Origin of the sequence: Pseudomonas frederiksbergensis (assembly GCF_035751725.1) — a bacterium.
Taxonomy (GTDB): Bacteria; Pseudomonadota; Gammaproteobacteria; order Pseudomonadales; family Pseudomonadaceae; genus Aquipseudomonas; species Aquipseudomonas frederiksbergensis_A.
This window is the reverse complement of sequence record NZ_CP142104.1, coordinates 5,518,254-5,535,733: the sequence shown is the minus strand read 5'-3', so window position 1 is coordinate 5,535,733 and position 17,480 is coordinate 5,518,254. Positions and strand designations below refer to the sequence as shown.

Here is a 17,480-nt window from a genome sequence, read left to right as displayed (position 1 = left end):
AATGCTCGCCTTTTTTCAGTTTCGTTATTCAAAACCCAGGAGATCAGCGATGCCCAGCCGTCGTGAGCGTGCCAATGCCATTCGTGCCCTCAGCATGGATGCCGTGCAAAAAGCCAACAGCGGCCATCCCGGCGCCCCCATGGGTATGGCGGATATCGCCGAGGTGCTTTGGCGCGACTACCTCAAGCACAACCCGAGCAACCCTTCGTTCGCCGACCGTGACCGCTTCGTGCTGTCCAACGGCCACGGCTCGATGTTGATCTACTCGCTGCTGCACCTGACCGGCTATGACCTGTCGATCGACGACCTGAAGAATTTCCGCCAGCTGCACAGCCGCACCCCGGGCCACCCGGAATATGGCTATACCCCAGGCGTGGAAACCACCACCGGTCCGCTGGGCCAAGGCCTGGCCAACGCCGTGGGCTTCGCCCTGGCGGAAAAGGTCCTGGCAGCGCAGTTCAACCGCCCAGGTCATGACGTTGTCGACCACCACACCTACGTGTTCCTGGGTGATGGCTGCATGATGGAAGGCATTTCCCACGAGGTCGCTTCCCTGGCCGGAACCCTGGGCCTGAACAAGCTGATCGCCTTCTACGACGACAACGGCATCTCCATCGACGGCGAAGTCGAAGGCTGGTTTACCGATGACACGCCCAAGCGTTTCGAAGCCTACAACTGGCTGGTGATCCGCAACGTCGACGGTCACGACCCGGAAGAAATCAAGATCGCCATCGAGACGGCCCGCAAGAGCGCGCAGCCAACCTTGATCTGCTGCAAGACCACCATCGGTTTCGGTTCGCCGAACAAGCAGGGCAAGGAAGACTGCCACGGCGCGCCATTGGGCGCCGAGGAAATCGCCCTGACCCGTGCCGCGCTGAAGTGGGAGCACGGGCCTTTCGAAATCCCGGCCGACATCTATGCCGAATGGGACGCCAAGGAAAAAGGTCGCGCCGCCGAAGCCGAGTGGGACCAGCGCTTTGCCGCCTATTCCGCCGAATTCCCTGAACTGGCCAACGAGCTGGTGCGTCGCCTCAGCGGCGAACTGCCGGCCGACTTCGCCGAAAAAGCTTCTGCCTACATTGCCGAGGTTGCCGCCAAGGGCGAAACCATCGCCAGCCGCAAGGCCAGCCAGAACACCTTGAATGCCTTTGGTCCGCTGCTGCCGGAACTGCTGGGCGGTTCGGCCGACCTGGCCGGTTCCAACCTGACCCTGTGGAAAGGCTGCAAGGGTGTAACGGCCGAAGACGCCAGCGGCAACTACATGTACTACGGCGTTCGCGAGTTCGGCATGAGCGCGATCATGAACGGTGTCGCCCTGCACGGTGGCCTGGTGCCTTACGGCGCGACCTTCCTGATGTTCATGGAATACGCCCGCAACGCGGTGCGCATGTCGGCCCTGATGAAAAAACGCATCCTGTATGTGTTCACCCACGACTCCATCGGCCTGGGCGAAGACGGCCCGACGCACCAGCCGATCGAGCAACTGGCGAGCCTGCGCTGCACACCGAACCTGGATACCTGGCGCCCGTGCGACGCCGTGGAATCGGCGGTGGCCTGGAAATACGCCATCGAGCGTAATGATGGCCCGTCGGCGCTGATCTTCTCCCGCCAGAACCTGCAGCATCAAACCCGCGATGCCGGCCAGATCGGCGACATCAGCCGTGGCGGCTACGTGCTCAAGGATTGCATCGGCGAACCTGAGCTGATCCTGATCGCCACTGGTTCGGAAGTCGGCCTGGCCGTCCAGGCCTACGACAAGCTGACCGAGCAGGGCCGCAACGTGCGCGTGGTGTCCATGCCATGCACCAGCGTGTTCGACGCCCAGGACGCCGGCTACAAGCAAGCAGTGTTGCCGCTGCAAGTCAGCGCGCGGATCGCCATCGAAGCCGCCCATGCCGACTACTGGTACAAGTACGTAGGCCTGGAAGGTCGCGTGATCGGCATGACCACCTATGGCGAATCGGCCCCTGCGTCGGCGCTGTTCGAGGAATTCGGCTTCACCCTGGATAACATCCTGGGGCAGGCTGAAGAGCTGCTGGAAGACTGATCCGCATAGGTTGTCTCCGGCGCCCTCGCGAGCAAGCTCGCTCCCACAAGGTTTTTCAACGGACCCTGTGGGGGCGAGCTTGCTTGTGATAGCGGCGGTTCAGGCACCGTAGCCTTAAATGGACTCACAGGTCAGAGAACCCCCATGCCCCAACCGCGTCCCTACAAAGTTGCACTCAACGGCTACGGCCGCATTGGTCGTTGCGTCTTGCGTGCGTTGTTCGAGCGAGGGGCGAAGGCTGGGTTCGAGATCGTGGCCATCAACGATCTGGCTGACATGGCCAGCATCGAATACCTGACACGCTTTGACTCCACCCACGGCCGGTTCCCGGGCGAAGTACGGGTCGAGGGCGATTGTCTGCATATCAATGGCGACTGCGTGAAGGTCCTGCGCAGTGCCACCCCCGAAGGCATCGATTGGGCGTCGCTGGGCGTCGATCTGGTGCTTGAGTGCTCCGGCGCCTATAACACTCGCGACGATGGCCAACGTTTCATTGCGGCGGGCGCGCCACGGGTGCTGTTTTCCCAGCCGATGGCCAGTGAAGCGGACGTGGATGCCACCATTGTCTATGGCGTGAACCAGGATTGCCTGACCGGCGAAGAGTTGCTGGTCTCCAACGCGTCCTGCACCACCAACTGCGGCGTGCCGCTGTTGCGCCTGCTGGACCAGGCCATCGGCCTGGAATACGTGTCCATTACCACGATCCACTCGGCAATGAACGACCAACCGGTGATCGACGCCTATCACCATGAGGACCTGCGGCGTACCCGCTCGGCCTTCCAGTCGGTGATTCCGGTGTCCACTGGTCTGGCGCGTGGCATAGAAAGACTGCTGCCGGAACTTGCCGGGCGAATTCAGGCCAAAGCCGTGCGGGTGCCGACGGTCAACGTGTCCTGCCTCGACATCACGATGCAGACCGTGAGCGATACCGACGCCACCGAGGTCAACCGGATCCTGCGCGAAGCCGCCACCCGCGGCCCGCTAAAAGGCCTATTGGCCTATACCGAGTTGCCTCATGCCAGCTGTGATTTTAACCACGACCCACATTCGGCCATCGTCGATGCCAGCCAGACCCGCGTTTCCGGGCCGAGGCTTGTGAATATCCTGGCCTGGTTCGACAACGAATGGGGTTTTGCCAATCGAATGCTGGACGTTGCCGAGCACTACCTGCAAACAGCTTCCAATAAACCTGCTCTCTAAACAGTTACCCAGGAATTGCGACCCATGACCGTGTTGAAGATGTCCGACCTCGATCTGCAAGGTAAGCGCGTACTGATCCGCGAAGACCTCAACGTCCCCGTCAAGGACGGTGTCGTCACCAGCGACGCGCGCATCCTGGCCTCGCTGCCGACCATCAAGCTGGCCCTGGAAAAAGGCGCGGCGGTGATGGTCTGCTCGCACCTGGGCCGTCCGACCGAGGGCGAATTCTCCGCCGAGAACAGCCTAAAGCCTGTCTCCGATTACCTGAGCAAGGCCTTGGGCCGTGACGTGCCCCTGGTGGCCGATTACCTGGGCGGTGTCGACGTCAAGGCCGGTGATGTCGTGCTGTTCGAAAACGTGCGCTTCAACAAGGGCGAGAAAAAGAACGCCGATGAACTGGCCCAGCAATACGCTGCCCTGTGCGACGTGTTCGTGATGGACGCGTTCGGCACCGCGCACCGCGCCGAGGGCTCGACCCACGGTGTGGCGAAATTCGCCAAAGTCGCCGCCGCCGGCCCGCTGCTTGCGGCTGAGTTGGAAGCGCTGGGCAAGGCCCTGGGCTCGCCGGCCCAACCGATGGCTGCCATCGTCGCCGGCTCCAAGGTTTCCACCAAGCTGGACGTGCTCAACAGCCTGAGCCAGGTCTGCAACCAGTTGATCGTCGGTGGCGGCATCGCCAACACTTTCCTCGCAGCCGCTGGTCACCCGGTCGGCAAATCGCTGTACGAGCCGGACCTGCTGGACACCGCCCGTGAAATCGCCGCCAAGGTCAGCGTACCGTTGCCGGTGGACGTGGTCGTCGCCAAGGAATTCGCCGAAAGCGCCACCGCCACCGTCAAGCTGATTGCCGACGTGGCCGAGGACGATATGATCCTCGACATCGGTCCGCAAACCGCAGCCAACTTCGCCGAACTGCTGAAATCCTCCAAGACCATCCTGTGGAACGGTCCGGTCGGCGTGTTCGAGTTCGACCAGTTCGGCAACGGCACCAAGGTGCTGGCCCAAGCCATCGCCGATAGCGCTGCGTTTTCCATCGCGGGCGGTGGCGACACCCTGGCGGCCATCGATAAATATGGCGTAGCCGAGCAGATCTCCTACATTTCTACCGGCGGTGGCGCGTTCCTCGAATTTGTCGAGGGCAAAGTGCTGCCAGCCGTGGAAGTCCTGGAAAGCCGGGCCAAGGCCTGAGGCGACGTTGACCAGGCAAAGGAGTGTTCCGATGGTCAAGACGTTCATGGCGCTGATGGCCGCGACGTTGCTGGTCGCCTGTTCCAGCAGCCCGAAAGGCACGGCGCCGGATGATACGGCGCCCGCGCCCGAGGAAGGTTGCTACCAGGCTGACTGGCAGGCCGAGACCAATCCGGTGCTGAACAAGCGCTCCGGGCCGGATGGCCTGGATAAATACGAGACGCAAGCGCCGGTCAAGGAACATGGTTGCCCTTGACGGGTCAGACTCATTAACTCAAGGCCGGCGGCCTGCGCCGTCGGTTGGGGAACACGGATGAAAGGCTTTGTCGCCGTCATGGCGTTGGCATTGTTGGCCGGTTGCTCGCAACTGGGGTTTTTGCAGTCGTCCGAACCCGTTGCAGAGGGCTGGACGAGTTGGACATGTGACAGCGAAGCCAAGGTGCTCTGGCGTTATACCGACGCTGCGCGCAAGGAAGTCGATGTACGCTTGGGCGGCGCCGAGAAGGTTTATCGGCTCAAGCTGGAGCCGGGCGCTGAAGGCTCGCTGTACAGCGATGACATGCTGGCGCTGCACGTCAAGGGCGAGGAAGGCCTGGTGTACTGGGTCGCCACCAATGACCTGATTGGGCGTGGTTGCAGGGCGCAGTAACAGACACATCGCAGGCCCGCTCCCACGGGGATCTGTGCAAGACGTTGGATTTGCGACACCGAACACGCGGGCCGGGGCCAACCCCCGATCCGCAATGACTTGAATAGCCGCCGCCGCTCCGGCAGGCTGGCACGATTAACGACCCTCGACCGGGAGAGATACACACAATGGCACTTATCAGCATGCGTCAGATGCTGGACCACGCAGCCGAGTTCGGCTACGGCGTCCCAGCCTTTAACGTCAACAACCTTGAGCAGATGCGCGCCATCATGGAAGCCGCTGACAAGACTGACTCCCCGGTGATCGTCCAGGCTTCGGCCGGTGCCCGCAAATACGCCGGCGCGCCGTTCCTGCGTCACCTGATCCTGGCGGCGATCGAAGAGTTCCCGCACATCCCGGTGTGCATGCACCAGGACCACGGCACCAGCCCTGACGTCTGCCAGCGCTCCATCCAGTTGGGCTTCAGCTCGGTGATGATGGACGGTTCCCTGGGCGAAGACGGCAAGACCCCGACCGACTACGAGTACAACGTGCGCGTCACCCAGCAGACCGTCGCCATGGCCCACGCCTGCGGCGTCTCGGTGGAAGGTGAACTGGGTTGCCTGGGCTCGCTGGAAACCGGCATGGCCGGCGAAGAAGACGGCATCGGTGCTGAAGGCGTGCTGGATCACAGCCAGATGCTGACCGACCCGGAAGAAGCCGCGGACTTCGTCAAGAAAACCCAGGTCGACGCCTTGGCCATCGCCATCGGCACCAGCCACGGCGCCTACAAGTTCACCAAGCCGCCTACCGGCGACGTGCTGGCGATCGATCGCATCAAGGAAATCCACAAGCGCATCCCCAACACTCACCTGGTGATGCACGGCTCGTCCTCGGTACCGCAGGAATGGCTGGCGATCATCAACCAGTACGGCGGCGACATCAAGGAAACCTACGGCGTGCCGGTTGAGGAAATCGTCGAAGGCATCAAGTATGGCGTGCGCAAGGTCAACATCGACACCGACCTGCGTCTGGCTTCTACCGGTGCGATGCGTCGCCTGATGGCGACCAACCCGAGCGAGTTCGACCCGCGCAAGTTCTTTGGCGCGACTGTAACGGCGATGCGGGATGTGTGTATTGCGCGTTATGAGGCGTTTGGTACGGCGGGTAATGCTTCCAAGATCAAGCCGATTTCTTTGGAAGCGATGTATCAGCGGTATTTGAAAGGTGAGTTGAACGCTAAGGTTAATTGATGTTTTAGCGTTGTGAGAAAACCCGCAGTGATGCGGGTTTTTTTATGTTTGGGATTTGGGTGTATACACACAGATTCTGATAGCACTGTGTCAGTCGACATCCATGCTGCTGACCCAGCGCTATCGCGAGCAAGCTCGCTGCCACAGGGGGGCATCTCCCACAGGGTGAACATCTCCCGTCGGGAGGGCTTTATTGGTCCTGGAGGCCGCGTTGTTCGATGACGCCGAACACGTCGGTGACATCCTGGACCAGAATCCGGGCGACGTTGGTGAGGGTGTTGAGGTCGCTGGCGGCCGAATCGTGCAGGGTGGCGCAGGCCATGAGTGTCAGGTAATCGAGGGTAGCGTGCAGGCGTTCGCTGGCGCAGGCGTGAAGCTCAGTCAGTGGGGCGGTGCTGTCGATGAACAGGATGGGTTGGGTGGTGGCGATCGGAGTGAGTGGGCTGAAGCGGCTAAGCGATTGTTCAGTTTTCATGACAAGCCTCTAACTCAAGAAAAAGTACTCGCCACCGTTTGCTGCGAAACAAATTGGGTGGCAGCCATGTGCGGGTTCGCAGACCGAGGAGTTAGAAACCCGGCAGACCCGAAGATCTCCCACACACAGCCGCCATGAAAAGCCGAGTGTAGGCCGGAGTGCCTAAGTCGGTTTCTGACGGTCGTGATTCTAACTCACCAGGGCTGCGAAACCCTCGCCCACTGACCAACGCCAGCAGACCCACCGAACTATAGAGGAGATTTTCGAGACCAAAATCGACCTGTAGGACGCACCGCCCCCTGTGGCGAGGGAGCTTGCTCCCGCTCGGGGGGCGCAGCCGCCGTAAAGTCGGCACATGCGGTGGGGCTGACGGAAAAGAGGGGCTGCTTCACAGCCCAACGGGGATAAATCCCCTCGCCACAAGAGGGGGTTTCCTACGAGATTATCGGAAGTGAAATCTCAGGTGTTGTGATCGATATCCAACGCGCTGAACGTCACTTTCCCGCCTTCGCTGGTATAGCCCGTGTTGTCTTGCACATACACCCCGGCCTTGAAGTACAACGGCTTGTCGCGCCAGGCGGCGCCGACCGTGGTGTACCAACTATTGCCAGCGGCGGTAATGCCCAGGTCGCCGGTCCGATCCAGGTGGATCCGGTAGGAGAACGACCGGTTGAGCTTCACCCCCGTGGCGACGGTGATAACCCTGCCTTCGCTGTCATCGGGACGCATGCGGACCTTGGCCACGATGTTGCCGGTGGCGCTGTCGTCCTTGTATTGGTATTCCAGCTTGACCATGGGCTTGCTGCTGTCCTTCGCATGGATCTGGCCAATCACGATCTTGCCGCTGCTGGGCACTTGATTGACGGCGAGCGTTGCCCGCAAGAAATTGTCGGCGTCTGGATAAACCCAGTTACGCAACCTTCCGTCCTTGTAGGTTTCACGCAATTCGCTGCGGGGGTAGATCGCATTTTCAGTCTTGGTGCCGGTGACGGGAGACCAGAAGTACACCGTGCTGCCTTCGGAGTTGAAATATTTATCCCTGAACCCGTCGACCAGGCGAGGGGTTTCGATGGTTTTCGGCGGGCTGCCTTCGGGAATGCTCAGGTTCCAGGTTGCCATATCGACCATGTTCGGATCCTTTCTGAGAAGAAGAAATGATTTACGCCACAGCCGGAGGCTTTAAGACGCGCGTTTGCTGAGGCTCAAGGCGGTCGCAGACGAGAAATTGGCACGATCGTACGGCGGAGCGTTGGCGCCAGCAGACCGTCAGAGTAGGAATTAGCGGTTTTGTGCCGCAGATAATCGACCGTTAGTCGGGAGCGTCAAAATTTTATTGAACGATGGCTTTTTGGCGATGCCATTGCGACGTTGAACGGAGGGAGGCGAGTCGGTCGCGGGCAGGCAGCGATCCATGCTGCTGCTCGGTAGGGAAGGGCTTAGAGGTTGTGATCGATATCCAGCAAGCTGAACGTCACTTTGCCGCCTTCGGTGGCGTAGCCGGTGTTGTCTTGCACATAGACACCTGCCTTGAAATACAGCGGCTTGGTGCTCCAGGTGCTGCTGACGGTGCTGCTCCACTGATATCCAGCGCCATTGATGGTCAAGAGACCTGCGCGGTTGAGATGGATCAGGTACGAAAATGGCTGGTTGAGCTTGATGCCCGTGGCAATGGTAATCACTTGGCCCGTTGCGTCGTCGGGGCGCATGCGCACTTTGGCGACGATGTTGCCGGTCGAGCTATAGGTCTTGTACTGGTATTCCAGCTTCACCATGGGGCTGTTGCTGTCCTTGGCGTGGATCTGGCCAATCACCAGCTTGCCGGTGCTGGGCACTTGGCCGACGGTCAAGGTGGCGGCCAGCTTGTTATCCGCCGCTGGGTAAAGCCAGTTGCGCAACGTGCCGTCGCTGTTGGTTTCGCGCAGTTCGCTGCGAGGGTAAATGGCGTTGGCCGTGGTGGCGCCCGTCACCGGAGCCCAAAAGAATACGGTGCCGGTTTCAGAGTTGAAGTACTGGTTCTTGAAGCCTTGGACCAGTTGCGAGGTTTGAATGGTTGCCGGTGGGGCGCCTTCAGGAATGCTCAAGTTCCAGGTTGCGAGATCGATCATGTCCAGGTTCCTACGTATCGGATGTAAAAGGTGTACGCCGCGTCGGGAGGCTTTAAACCGCCCTTTTGAAGCGTGTCGAAACGCTGGATAGGGGCTTTTCTTGTTGACCGCTCGGCGATTGTTTGACGTCAATTGACTGTCAGCGGTGTCGTTGCAGCTTTTGTGCCTGAGAGGGGTGACCGTTAGTCGGCTATTTCGGGCTTTGTCTGGATGATGGCGCGATGACACCTACTGCTTTTCAAAATCCCGGTCTAGAGTGAGATCACTGTATGTTGTCCGTCTTGCGAGCAAGACGGACATGGCGCCCCGATAAGAGAAGCAGCATGGAATGCGCGCAACCCCCGTTTGGCGAAGACAGCTCTGTCCTTTTGATTGTCGATGACTACCCTGAAAACCTGCTCAGCATGCGAGCGTTATTGCAGCGTCAGGATTGGCAGGTGATGACCGCGTCCTCGGGTGTGGAGGCCCTTAACCTGCTGCTCGAACACGATATCGACCTGGTGCTGCTGGATGTGCAGATGCCGGACATGGACGGCTTCGAAGTGGCGCGCCTGATGCGCGGCAGCCAGCGCACGCGGCTCACGCCGATCATCTTCCTGACGGCCAATGAACAATCCCAGGATGCGGTGATCAAGGGCTACGCCAGTGGCGCGGTGGACTACCTGTTCAAGCCATTCGACCCGCAGATCCTCAAGCCCAAGGTGCACGCCCTGCTGGAGCATCAGCGCAATCGTCGGGCCTTGCAGCGTCTGAGTCAGGATTTGGAGGCCGCCCGTGCCTTCAACGCCTCGGTGCTGGATAACGCCGCCGAAGGAATCCTGGTAGTGGACGAGAGCGGGTGTATCCGTTTCGCCAACCCTTCCACCTGCCGCTTGCTCAACGCCACCGCCGAGCGATTGCAAGGCATGGCGTTCCTCGATTTCCTGCAGAAGCCTCATATCCCGGAATGGCTTGATTCCGCGATCCATACCGCCTATCGGCGTGGCGAAACCTGGCGGCTGCACGATGCCGTCTTGCGCACCGCGCCTGGCCAGCAGGTGTCGGTGGCCTTGTCCTGCGCGCCGCTGCCGATGGAACAGAAGGCCATGGTTGTCACGCTCCAGGACATGTCTGTGGTACGCCACCTGCACCAGCAGCTCGAGTTCCAGGCCGTCACGGATCCCCTCACCGGCCTGCTTAATCGTCGCGGGTTCTATCAGACGGCCGAAAACCTGCTGATGCGCAGCGAGCGTCTGGAAAGCAACTGGGTGTTGTTGTACCTGGACCTCGATGGTTTCAAGCGGGTCAATGATTCCTTGGGCCATGATGCCGGTGACCGAGTGCTGCGCTGGGTCTCGGAACAGCTGAAGGCGTGCCTGCGTCCGTTCGACATCCTGGCGCGGCTCGGCGGTGATGAATTCACGGCGCTGTTGGATCTGGAACTGCCCGAACAGGCGGCGAAAATCGCCGAAAAGCTCATCGAGCGGGTTTCGGTCTGCCAGCAGATCGACGGCATGGACGTGGCGCTGGGGGCCAGCATTGGTATCGCGACCTATCCGGACTGCGGGTCCAACCTCGACGGTTTGCTGCGCGCCTCCGACATTGCCATGTACGAAGCCAAGCGCGCCGGTCGCCAGCAGTATCGTTTCTACGACCACGAAATGAACGGTCGGGCCCGTTCACGCCTGATGCTGGAAGAGAGCGTGCGTTCGGCTATCGAGAACCGCGACTTCAATATGGTCTACCAGCCGCAGGTGAGCATCCGCGATGGACGCACCCGCGGCTTCGAGGCGCTGTTGCGCTGGCAGCATCCGAGCGTCGGCGATGTGCCGCCGGGCTTGTTCCTGCCGTTGCTGGAAGAGGTGCGGTTGATCAGCCGGCTGGGTAGCTGGATTTATCATCGCAGCGCGGCCCAGCGTAAAGTCTGGGAACGCGTATTCGCGGATGATCTGGTCTTGGGCGTGAGCTTGAGCAGCACCCAGTTCGGCATGCCCAACCTGGTCACCGAATTGCGCCAGGTCCTGGAGCGCCATGCGTTGAAGCCCCGGCAACTGGAAGTCGAGGTGACTGAAGATGCGCTGATGCGCAACCCTGACGAGACGCACAAACAGTTGCGGCTGCTGCGTCACCTCGGGGTGCGGGTGGCGTTGGACGATTTTGGCTCGGGCCCTTGCTCGCTGGCGCATCTGCGAGACCTCGAGATCGATACGCTCAAGCTCGACCGGCATTTGATCGCACGCTTGCCGGACTCGCCACGGGATGCCGCGTTGGCCGCCTCGGTCATCGATCTATGCGGGCAGTTGGGCTTGAGAGTCATCGCCGAGGGGGTTGAAACAGCGGCGCAATACCAGTGGCTCAAGAATCACGGTTGTGAATATGTTCAGGGCTTTTTAGTGGCGAGGCCCTTGATGGCCGAGGATACCGATGCGTTTGCCCGTCCATTCGACTGGAGCGCGATACAGGCCTGAATTCGCTACACTGGCGGCCTTTCGTGATTGTGTTGGCGCCCGATGACCCCGCTCAAGTACCTCCAGGCCTATCCCGCCGCGCTGCAAGCCCAGGTGGAGCAATTGATTGCCCAGGATCGGCTGGGCGATTACCTGCACCAGCGTTATCCCGGTCGCCACCCCATCCAGAGCGACAAGGCATTGTACGGTTATGCGCTGGATCTCAAGCAGCAATACCTGCGAAACGCACCGGCGATCGACAAGGTGCTGTTCGACAACCGTCTCGACCTGACCCACCGCGCACTCGGCCTGCACACGGCGGTGTCGCGGGTGCAGGGCGGCAAGCTCAAGGCCAAGAAGGAAATCCGCATTGCCTCGTTGTTCAAGGACGCGGCGCCCGAGTTCCTGAAGATGATCGTGGTGCACGAACTGGCCCACTTCAAGGAGTCGGACCACAACAAGGCGTTCTATAAACTCTGCGAACACATGCTGCCGGGCTATCACCAGTTGGAATTCGACCTGCGGGTGTACCTGACCTGGCGAGACCTGCAACAAGACGAGGAATGAGCGGATGGACGTCAGCAAAACCAAGAGCAGCTTTTATCGCCGCCTGTATGTGGCTTACCTGATCGACAGCGGTCTGGCCAGCAACATCCCGGCCCTTACCGAAGCCACCGGCATGCCCCGGCGTACGGCCCAGGACACTGTTGCGGCGTTGGCGGACCTGGACATCATTTGTGAATTCGAGCAAGAGAAAGGCGCGCGCAACCATGCCGGGCAGTATCGGATTCGTGATTGGGGGGCGATCGATCGGGGATGGATCGAGCAGAACCTGGAGCCGATCAAGACGGTGCTTGGTTATCCCTGAATGTTGAGAATGGCTCGCCTGGCGCCTTCGTCGGATCGCCGCCCGGAGCAGGCCCCCACATTTGAAATGCGTACTCCTGTGGGAGCGGGCTCCCTCGCGAAGCGGACCTCAGGGACGATGCATGCCTATATGTGGAATCCCATCCTCCAGATATTCCACCCCCACCACCTCAAACCCATACCGCCCGTAATACCCCTGCAGATGCGCCTGGGCCGATAATGAGATCGACGTCCCCGGCCAGTGCTTTTCCGCTTGCTGGAGGGCGTGCTCCATCAGCATATGCCCCAGCCCTTGGCCGCGCGCTTCTGGCGCGATGACCACCCGGCCGATGACGACGTCGCTGTTTTGCGAATGTGGATCGAGCAAGCGCAGGTAGGCAATCAGGCGATTGTCCCGCCAAGCCATCAGGTGGCAGGTGTCGCCTTCCAGGTCCAGCCCGTCGACATCCTGGTAGGCGCAGTTCTGTTCCACCACGAAGACCTCGGCGCGCAACTTGAGGATGGCGTACAGCTGTTCCTTGTTCAGGTCGTTGTGATGTTTGCAGACCCAGTCGATGTCCATTTTTTTGAATTTCCTTGAGAACCTGATGCCGATATTAGGCGCCCTTGCGTCGGAAGTCTCTTGCGGGGTTAGACGAAAAATCTGCGACAAAGGCCAAAATGCCATCATGGATGTGTCGCGGCCCTGTCTTCTTTGTGTAATCTTGATTTCAGCACTGCGCAACGGTTTCGATGAGCTAACGTTAGGACCGGATGTCCCAGGACATCCTTGGGTTTCGGCTAAAAACAAACCGGGCTTTGAACCCGTCAAGGATGTTTGGCATGCCGCGATTGCATCGAGCTCTTGCTTTGGTCGGATTGCTGTTGCTGAGCCACCACGCTTGCGCGCAGAAATTGCGTCTGGTCGCGGATGCCTGGCCACCTTTCACCGATTCGACGCTGGTCAATGGCGGCTTGGCCACCGACATCGTCACCACTGCGCTGGCGCGGGCCGGTTATGCCAGCGACTTCGAGCAGGTGCCCTGGGCCCGGGCGATGCTGGGTATCGGCGAAGGGCGCTATGACGTGCTGATCAATGCCTGGTACGCCGAAGACCGCACCCATATCGGTCAGTTTTCCGCAGAGTACCTCGTCAATCGCGTGCGCTTCATCAAGCGCAAGGACGCGGCCATCGAGTTCGACAATCTCCAGCAGCTGTACGCCTACCCCATCGCCGTGGTGCGCGGCTACGCCTACGCCAAGGCGTTCGATGAGGATGCGCAGATGCAGAAGGTCCCTGTGCATAATTTCGCGATGGCCGTGCGCATGCTGGCCGCCGACCGGGTGAAGCTGACCCTGGAGGATGAGTACGTCGCCCGTTACTACCTGGCCCATGAGTCCCCCAAGGTGCGCAATGCCGTGGAGTTCCTGCCCAAGCCGTTGAGCGAAAACAGCCTGCACATCCTGGTCAGCCTGAAGAACCCCGAGCATGAGCAGATCGTGGCCGGCTTTGATCGCGAGATCGCGGCGATGAAGGCCGATGGGAGTTATCAGCGGCTATTGAAGGCGCATGGGATGTGAGACCGCAGCGTGGCTGATAGCCCTTCGCGAGCCTACAGGCGAAGGGGCCGGTTTGGCCGTCGCAACGCTCAAGCCCCACTGGTGTCCTTGATCAGATGCGCCGCCAAGGTGCGCAACGGCCCCAACTGGCGGCAGATCAATGCCAGTTGCGTCTGCACCAGCCGCTGGCCTTCGTCGATTTCATCGGGCATTTGCTCAAGCTTGCTGGCGAGGGCTTCTTCTTCGTCACTCTGGATGGCGATCGGCTGTTTGCTCGCCAGCCCCTGGGCGATTTCATCGATGCTGGCCGCCAGTTTTACGCCCGCGCCGTCGATCAGGTACTCGCGCACCTCAGTCGGTAGCTCAGTGCCCCGGTGGGCGCCCAAGCCCGACAGGTAGCTGAGCAGGGTATGGGAGAGCACCAGGAAGCGGAACCCGACATCGGCTTCCTTACGGAAATGGCCAGGCTCCATCAGCATGTTCGCCAACGTGGTGGACAGCGCCGCGTCGGCGTTATGGGCGTTGCGCCGGGCCAGGCGATAGGCCAGGTCATCGCTTTTCCCTGCCGCGTATTGCTGCATGATCTGCCGCAAATAGATGCTGTTGCAGGTCAGGGTGTTGGCCAGCACTTTGTTCAGCCGCCGACCTTGCCAGTCAGGCAGGAACAGGAACACCGCCAGCCCGGCAATCAGGCTGCCCAGCAAGGTATCGAACAGCCGTGGCAACAGCAGTCCGTAGCCGTCGCCCACCTGGTTGAAACAGAACAGCACCATGATCGTGATCGCGGCAGTCGCGAGGGTGTAGCGGGTGGTGCGGTTGGTAAAGAAGATGACGCCGGCGACGATGGCGAAGCACGATTGCACCAGCGGGTTGGGAAACAGGTCGAACAGTGCCCAGGCCACCGTCAGGCCGATGGCGGTGCCGATGATCCGCTGGCCGAGCTTGCGTCGGGTGGCGCCGTAGTTGGGTTGGCAGACGAACAATGTGGTGAGGATGATCCAGTAGCCCTGGGAAGGGTGGATCAAGTGCACCATGGCGTAGCCGACGCTCAGCGCCAGCGGCAGGCGCAGGGCATGGCGAAACAACAGCGAAGTGGGGGTGAGTTGTGTGCGCAGGCGTAGCCAGACGTCCTTGAGGTTGCGCGGAGAACGGTCCAGCAGGCTGCTATCGGTAGCATCGGCCAGGGCGTCGGGGTTGCTTGCGTCGCTGAGCAGGCGGTCCATCGTGCCCAGGTTCACCGACAGCGCCCGCAACGAGCGCAGCAACCCGCGCCAGGCCGGGTTGCTCTGGATGCGCAGGTGTTCAAGGGACGCATGCAGATCGTTCAGGGCATCGGCGAAGCTGTCGTCGTACACGAACGGTTGGCGTAGTTGGATCGACTCGGCCAGTGCCTGGCAGGCCTTGCCCTGTTGGCGCAGCAGGCGCTGGCAGCGGAACAGCACATCGCTGTGGAAGAAGGCTTCGGCCAGCGCGTTATAGGGGTAATGGGAAGAGCTCGCGCGTTCATGGATGTCTTGCGCGAGAAAATAGAGTTTCAGGTAGCGGCTGACTTTCGAACCCGGCCGGCCATTGCCAACGCGGTGCAGGATGATTTCCTTCGCACTGTTGAGTGCGGCGACCACCCGGCCGTTCTGCTGGGCCAGCTCCAGGCGTCGCGCTTCGATGTCCAGCTGGCGGACCGGTTCGAGCAGCAATGACTTGAGCTTCAGGTAGCGCCCCAGCTCACGGAAAAGGCGCGCCAGGCTCTGCTGCACGGGCTGGTTGGAAAACAGCGCTTGCCACAGCACCGAGAGGAGGCCGTACCAGGCGGCGCCCGCCACCAGGAGCAAGGGTTCATGCCAGAAATCGGTGACCGCGCCACCGCGCTGGTCCACGCCGATCATGGTGTAGACCGAGAGAATCAGGGTCGCCGAGGCAATCGCCCCATAACGCTCACCCAGCGCGCCGAGCATGGTCAGGCCAAATGCCGCCAACGCCAGGGCGACAATGAACAGGATCGGGTAGGGAAACAGTAATTCCACCGACAGCGCGGCAACGCTGAAGCACACTAATGTCACCGCCAGCGCATTGAGACGGCCCTGCCAACTGTCGTCGGTCTCGGCCAAGGCGCTGGCGATAATGCCCAGGAACAGGGGAATCAGCAGCGCCATCTCATCCAGGTACCAGCACAGGCCCATGCTGCCGGTCAGGGCGATGAACACCCGCACGCTATAACTGAACTTGTCCAACGCCCAAAGGCGACGCAGTGATTGGCTAAACGAGGTCGATGACATGAAGTGCAAGGGCCTGACGGGCAATGACGCTAAGTTGAGGCAGTAAGGACGCCGATGCAATGGCGGCGATCACATCTGGCAGCAAAAAGTGTTCCGGCATGCGAAGGACACACCTCTACCCTGTGGCGTGGGAGCTTGCTCCCGCTGGGCTGAAGCAGCCCCTTCCTTATGAGCTGTGTCTATTCAGACAGAGTGTGGTGCCTGTTCTGCGATTACTGCGCAGTCGAGCGAAAGCAAGCTCGCTCGCCTCAGAAGCAGGCTCAACATGGGGAATCAGACGTACTGCGCCGCCGCATACCCCGAAGCCCAGGCCCATTGGAAATTGAACCCGCCGAGGTGCCCGGTGACGTCCAGCACCTCGCCAATGAAATACAGCCCCGGGCTTTTCAGCGACTCCATGGTCTTGGACGACACTTCACGGGTGTCGACGCCGCCAAGGGTGACTTCGGCGGTGCGGTAGCCTTCGGTGCCGGCCGGAACCACGTTCCAGCTCGCCAGCTTCTCGGCGATGTCCGCCAGTTCCGCGTGGGTATACTGCTTCATCGGTTTGGAGGCGAACCAGGTGTCTGCCAGCAGGTTGGCCATTTTCTTTGTGAACAGCTCGCCCAGTAGGGTCTTCAGCTCACTGTTGGGGCGTTCGGCCTGTTGCTGTTGCAGCCATTGCGGCACGTCGTGGTCGGGCAGCAGGTTGATCTGCACCGTGTCCCCTGGCTCCCAAAACGACGAAATCTGCAGGATCGCCGGGCCGCTCAGGCCGCGATGGGTGAACAGGATGTTCTCGCGAAAGCTCTGGTCGTTGCAGCTCACCAGGCAATCCACCGATGTACCCGACAGCTCGGTGCACAGTGCCTTGAGCTGATCGGTAATGGTGAACGGCACCAGCCCGGCGCGGGTCGGCAACAGTTGATGGCCGAACTGCTTCGCTACTTGATAGCCGAAACCGGTCGCGCCCAGGGTCGGGATCGATAGCCCGCCGGTGGCGATCACCAGGGACTGGCAGGCGACGGGCCCAAGGGTGGTCTGCAATTGATAGCCGCCCTCGGTCTTTTCGATCTGCTCGATCGAGGTATCCAAGTGCAGGTTGACGCCGGCCTGGTCGCATTCTTCCAGCAGCAGGCCAAGGATGTCGCTGGACTTGTTATCGCAGAACAGCTGGCCGAGCTTTTTCTCGTGATAGGGCACACCGTGCTTGGCCACCAGCGCGATGAAATCCCACTGGGTGTAGCGGGCCAGGGCGGATTTGCAGAAGTGTGGGTTCTGCGAGAGGAAATTGCCCGGCTCGGTGTACATGTTGGTGAAATTGCAGCGCCCACCGCCCGACATGAGAATTTTCTTGCCGGCCTTGTTGGCGTGGTCCAGCAACATTACCTGGCGCCCGCGTCCGGCAGCGGTCAGCGCGCACATCAAGCCCGCGGCGCCAGCGCCAATGATCACGACTTCGGTAGAGCGCAAAACGGTGTCCTCAAGTTTCGATGGTCG

Annotated in this window: 16 protein-coding genes; 10 read left to right on the top strand and 6 right to left on the bottom strand. The window is 60.8% G+C overall.

Going from position 1 to position 17,480, the window contains the following annotated elements; translation table 11 throughout:
- Positions 1–49: 49 nt before the first annotated feature.
- The 6 genes from tkt (at position 50) to fba (ending at position 6,316) form a co-directional block, all read left to right on the top strand.
- Positions 50–2,047 (top strand): transketolase, encoded by a 1,998-nt coding sequence (tkt, locus tag VQ575_RS24895; protein WP_039590558.1) that lies wholly within the window; start codon positions 50–52, stop codon positions 2,045–2,047.
- Positions 2,048–2,191: 144 nt separating this feature from the next.
- Positions 2,192–3,247: an erythrose-4-phosphate dehydrogenase gene (epd, locus tag VQ575_RS24890; RefSeq protein WP_045157179.1), complete on the top strand. Its 1,056-nt coding sequence runs from the start codon at positions 2,192–2,194 to the stop codon at positions 3,245–3,247.
- A 24-nt stretch (positions 3,248–3,271) separates the two neighbouring features.
- On the top strand, positions 3,272–4,435 hold the full coding sequence (locus tag VQ575_RS24885) for a phosphoglycerate kinase (protein ID WP_325918622.1): 1,164 nt from the start codon (positions 3,272–3,274) through the stop codon (positions 4,433–4,435).
- A gap of 31 nt (positions 4,436–4,466) precedes the next feature.
- Positions 4,467–4,691, top strand: a complete 225-nt coding sequence (locus VQ575_RS24880; RefSeq protein ID WP_039590569.1) for a hypothetical protein — start codon at positions 4,467–4,469, stop codon at positions 4,689–4,691.
- Between the two features lie 57 nt (positions 4,692–4,748).
- A complete protein-coding gene (locus tag VQ575_RS24875; RefSeq protein WP_039590570.1) occupies positions 4,749–5,084 on the top strand; it encodes an MliC family protein in 336 nt (111 codons plus the stop codon).
- Positions 5,085–5,251: 167 nt separating this feature from the next.
- The gene (gene fba, locus VQ575_RS24870) at positions 5,252–6,316 is read left to right on the top strand and encodes a class II fructose-bisphosphate aldolase (RefSeq protein ID WP_003177554.1); all 1,065 of its coding nucleotides are present in this window, start codon (positions 5,252–5,254) and stop codon (positions 6,314–6,316) included.
- Between the two features lie 190 nt (positions 6,317–6,506).
- On the opposite strand, the gene VQ575_RS24865 is transcribed toward fba, so the two are convergent.
- The 3 genes from VQ575_RS24865 to VQ575_RS24855 all read right to left on the bottom strand — a co-directional run bounded on the left by VQ575_RS24865 (position 6,507) and on the right by VQ575_RS24855 (position 8,896).
- The gene (locus tag VQ575_RS24865) at positions 6,507–6,791 is read right to left on the bottom strand and encodes a hypothetical protein (protein ID WP_045157177.1); all 285 of its coding nucleotides are present in this window, start codon (positions 6,789–6,791) and stop codon (positions 6,507–6,509) included.
- Between the two features lie 459 nt (positions 6,792–7,250).
- Positions 7,251–7,919 (bottom strand): polysaccharide lyase family 7 protein, encoded by a 669-nt coding sequence (locus VQ575_RS24860; protein ID WP_039590574.1) that lies wholly within the window; start codon positions 7,917–7,919, stop codon positions 7,251–7,253.
- 308 nt (positions 7,920–8,227) lie between these two features.
- Complete coding sequence (locus VQ575_RS24855; RefSeq protein WP_045157176.1) at positions 8,228–8,896, bottom strand: polysaccharide lyase family 7 protein; 669 nt, start codon at positions 8,894–8,896, stop codon at positions 8,228–8,230.
- A 323-nt stretch (positions 8,897–9,219) separates the two neighbouring features.
- On the opposite strand from VQ575_RS24855, the gene VQ575_RS24850 reads away from it, so the two are divergent.
- The 3 genes from VQ575_RS24850 to VQ575_RS24840 are packed head-to-tail and all read left to right on the top strand — an operon-like array spanning position 9,220 to position 12,190.
- Positions 9,220–11,343 (top strand): putative bifunctional diguanylate cyclase/phosphodiesterase, encoded by a 2,124-nt coding sequence (locus tag VQ575_RS24850; protein ID WP_325918620.1) that lies wholly within the window; start codon positions 9,220–9,222, stop codon positions 11,341–11,343.
- A gap of 42 nt (positions 11,344–11,385) precedes the next feature.
- Positions 11,386–11,889, top strand: coding sequence for a M48 metallopeptidase family protein (locus VQ575_RS24845; RefSeq protein ID WP_325918618.1), 504 nt, complete (start codon positions 11,386–11,388; stop codon positions 11,887–11,889).
- A 4-nt stretch (positions 11,890–11,893) separates the two neighbouring features.
- Complete coding sequence (locus VQ575_RS24840) at positions 11,894–12,190, top strand: winged helix-turn-helix domain-containing protein (protein WP_039590580.1); 297 nt, start codon at positions 11,894–11,896, stop codon at positions 12,188–12,190.
- Between the two features lie 108 nt (positions 12,191–12,298).
- Here VQ575_RS24840 and VQ575_RS24835 read toward each other — a convergent pair whose 3' ends face one another.
- The gene (locus VQ575_RS24835; protein ID WP_039590581.1) at positions 12,299–12,751 is read right to left on the bottom strand and encodes a GNAT family N-acetyltransferase; all 453 of its coding nucleotides are present in this window, start codon (positions 12,749–12,751) and stop codon (positions 12,299–12,301) included.
- Between the two features lie 260 nt (positions 12,752–13,011).
- Here VQ575_RS24835 and VQ575_RS24830 point away from each other — a divergent pair, with 260 nt between their 5' ends.
- Positions 13,012–13,749 carry a substrate-binding periplasmic protein gene (locus VQ575_RS24830; RefSeq protein ID WP_198724005.1) on the top strand — a complete coding sequence of 246 codons (738 nt, stop codon included), beginning with the start codon at positions 13,012–13,014 and terminating at the stop codon, positions 13,747–13,749.
- Positions 13,750–13,817: 68 nt separating this feature from the next.
- Here VQ575_RS24830 and yccS read toward each other — a convergent pair whose 3' ends face one another.
- Complete coding sequence (gene yccS, locus VQ575_RS24825) at positions 13,818–16,001, bottom strand: YccS family putative transporter (protein ID WP_325918616.1); 2,184 nt, start codon at positions 15,999–16,001, stop codon at positions 13,818–13,820.
- A gap of 273 nt (positions 16,002–16,274) precedes the next feature.
- Positions 16,275–17,453 (bottom strand): BaiN/RdsA family NAD(P)/FAD-dependent oxidoreductase, encoded by a 1,179-nt coding sequence (locus VQ575_RS24820; RefSeq protein WP_045157172.1) that lies wholly within the window; start codon positions 17,451–17,453, stop codon positions 16,275–16,277.
- Positions 17,454–17,480: the final 27 nt, after the last annotated feature.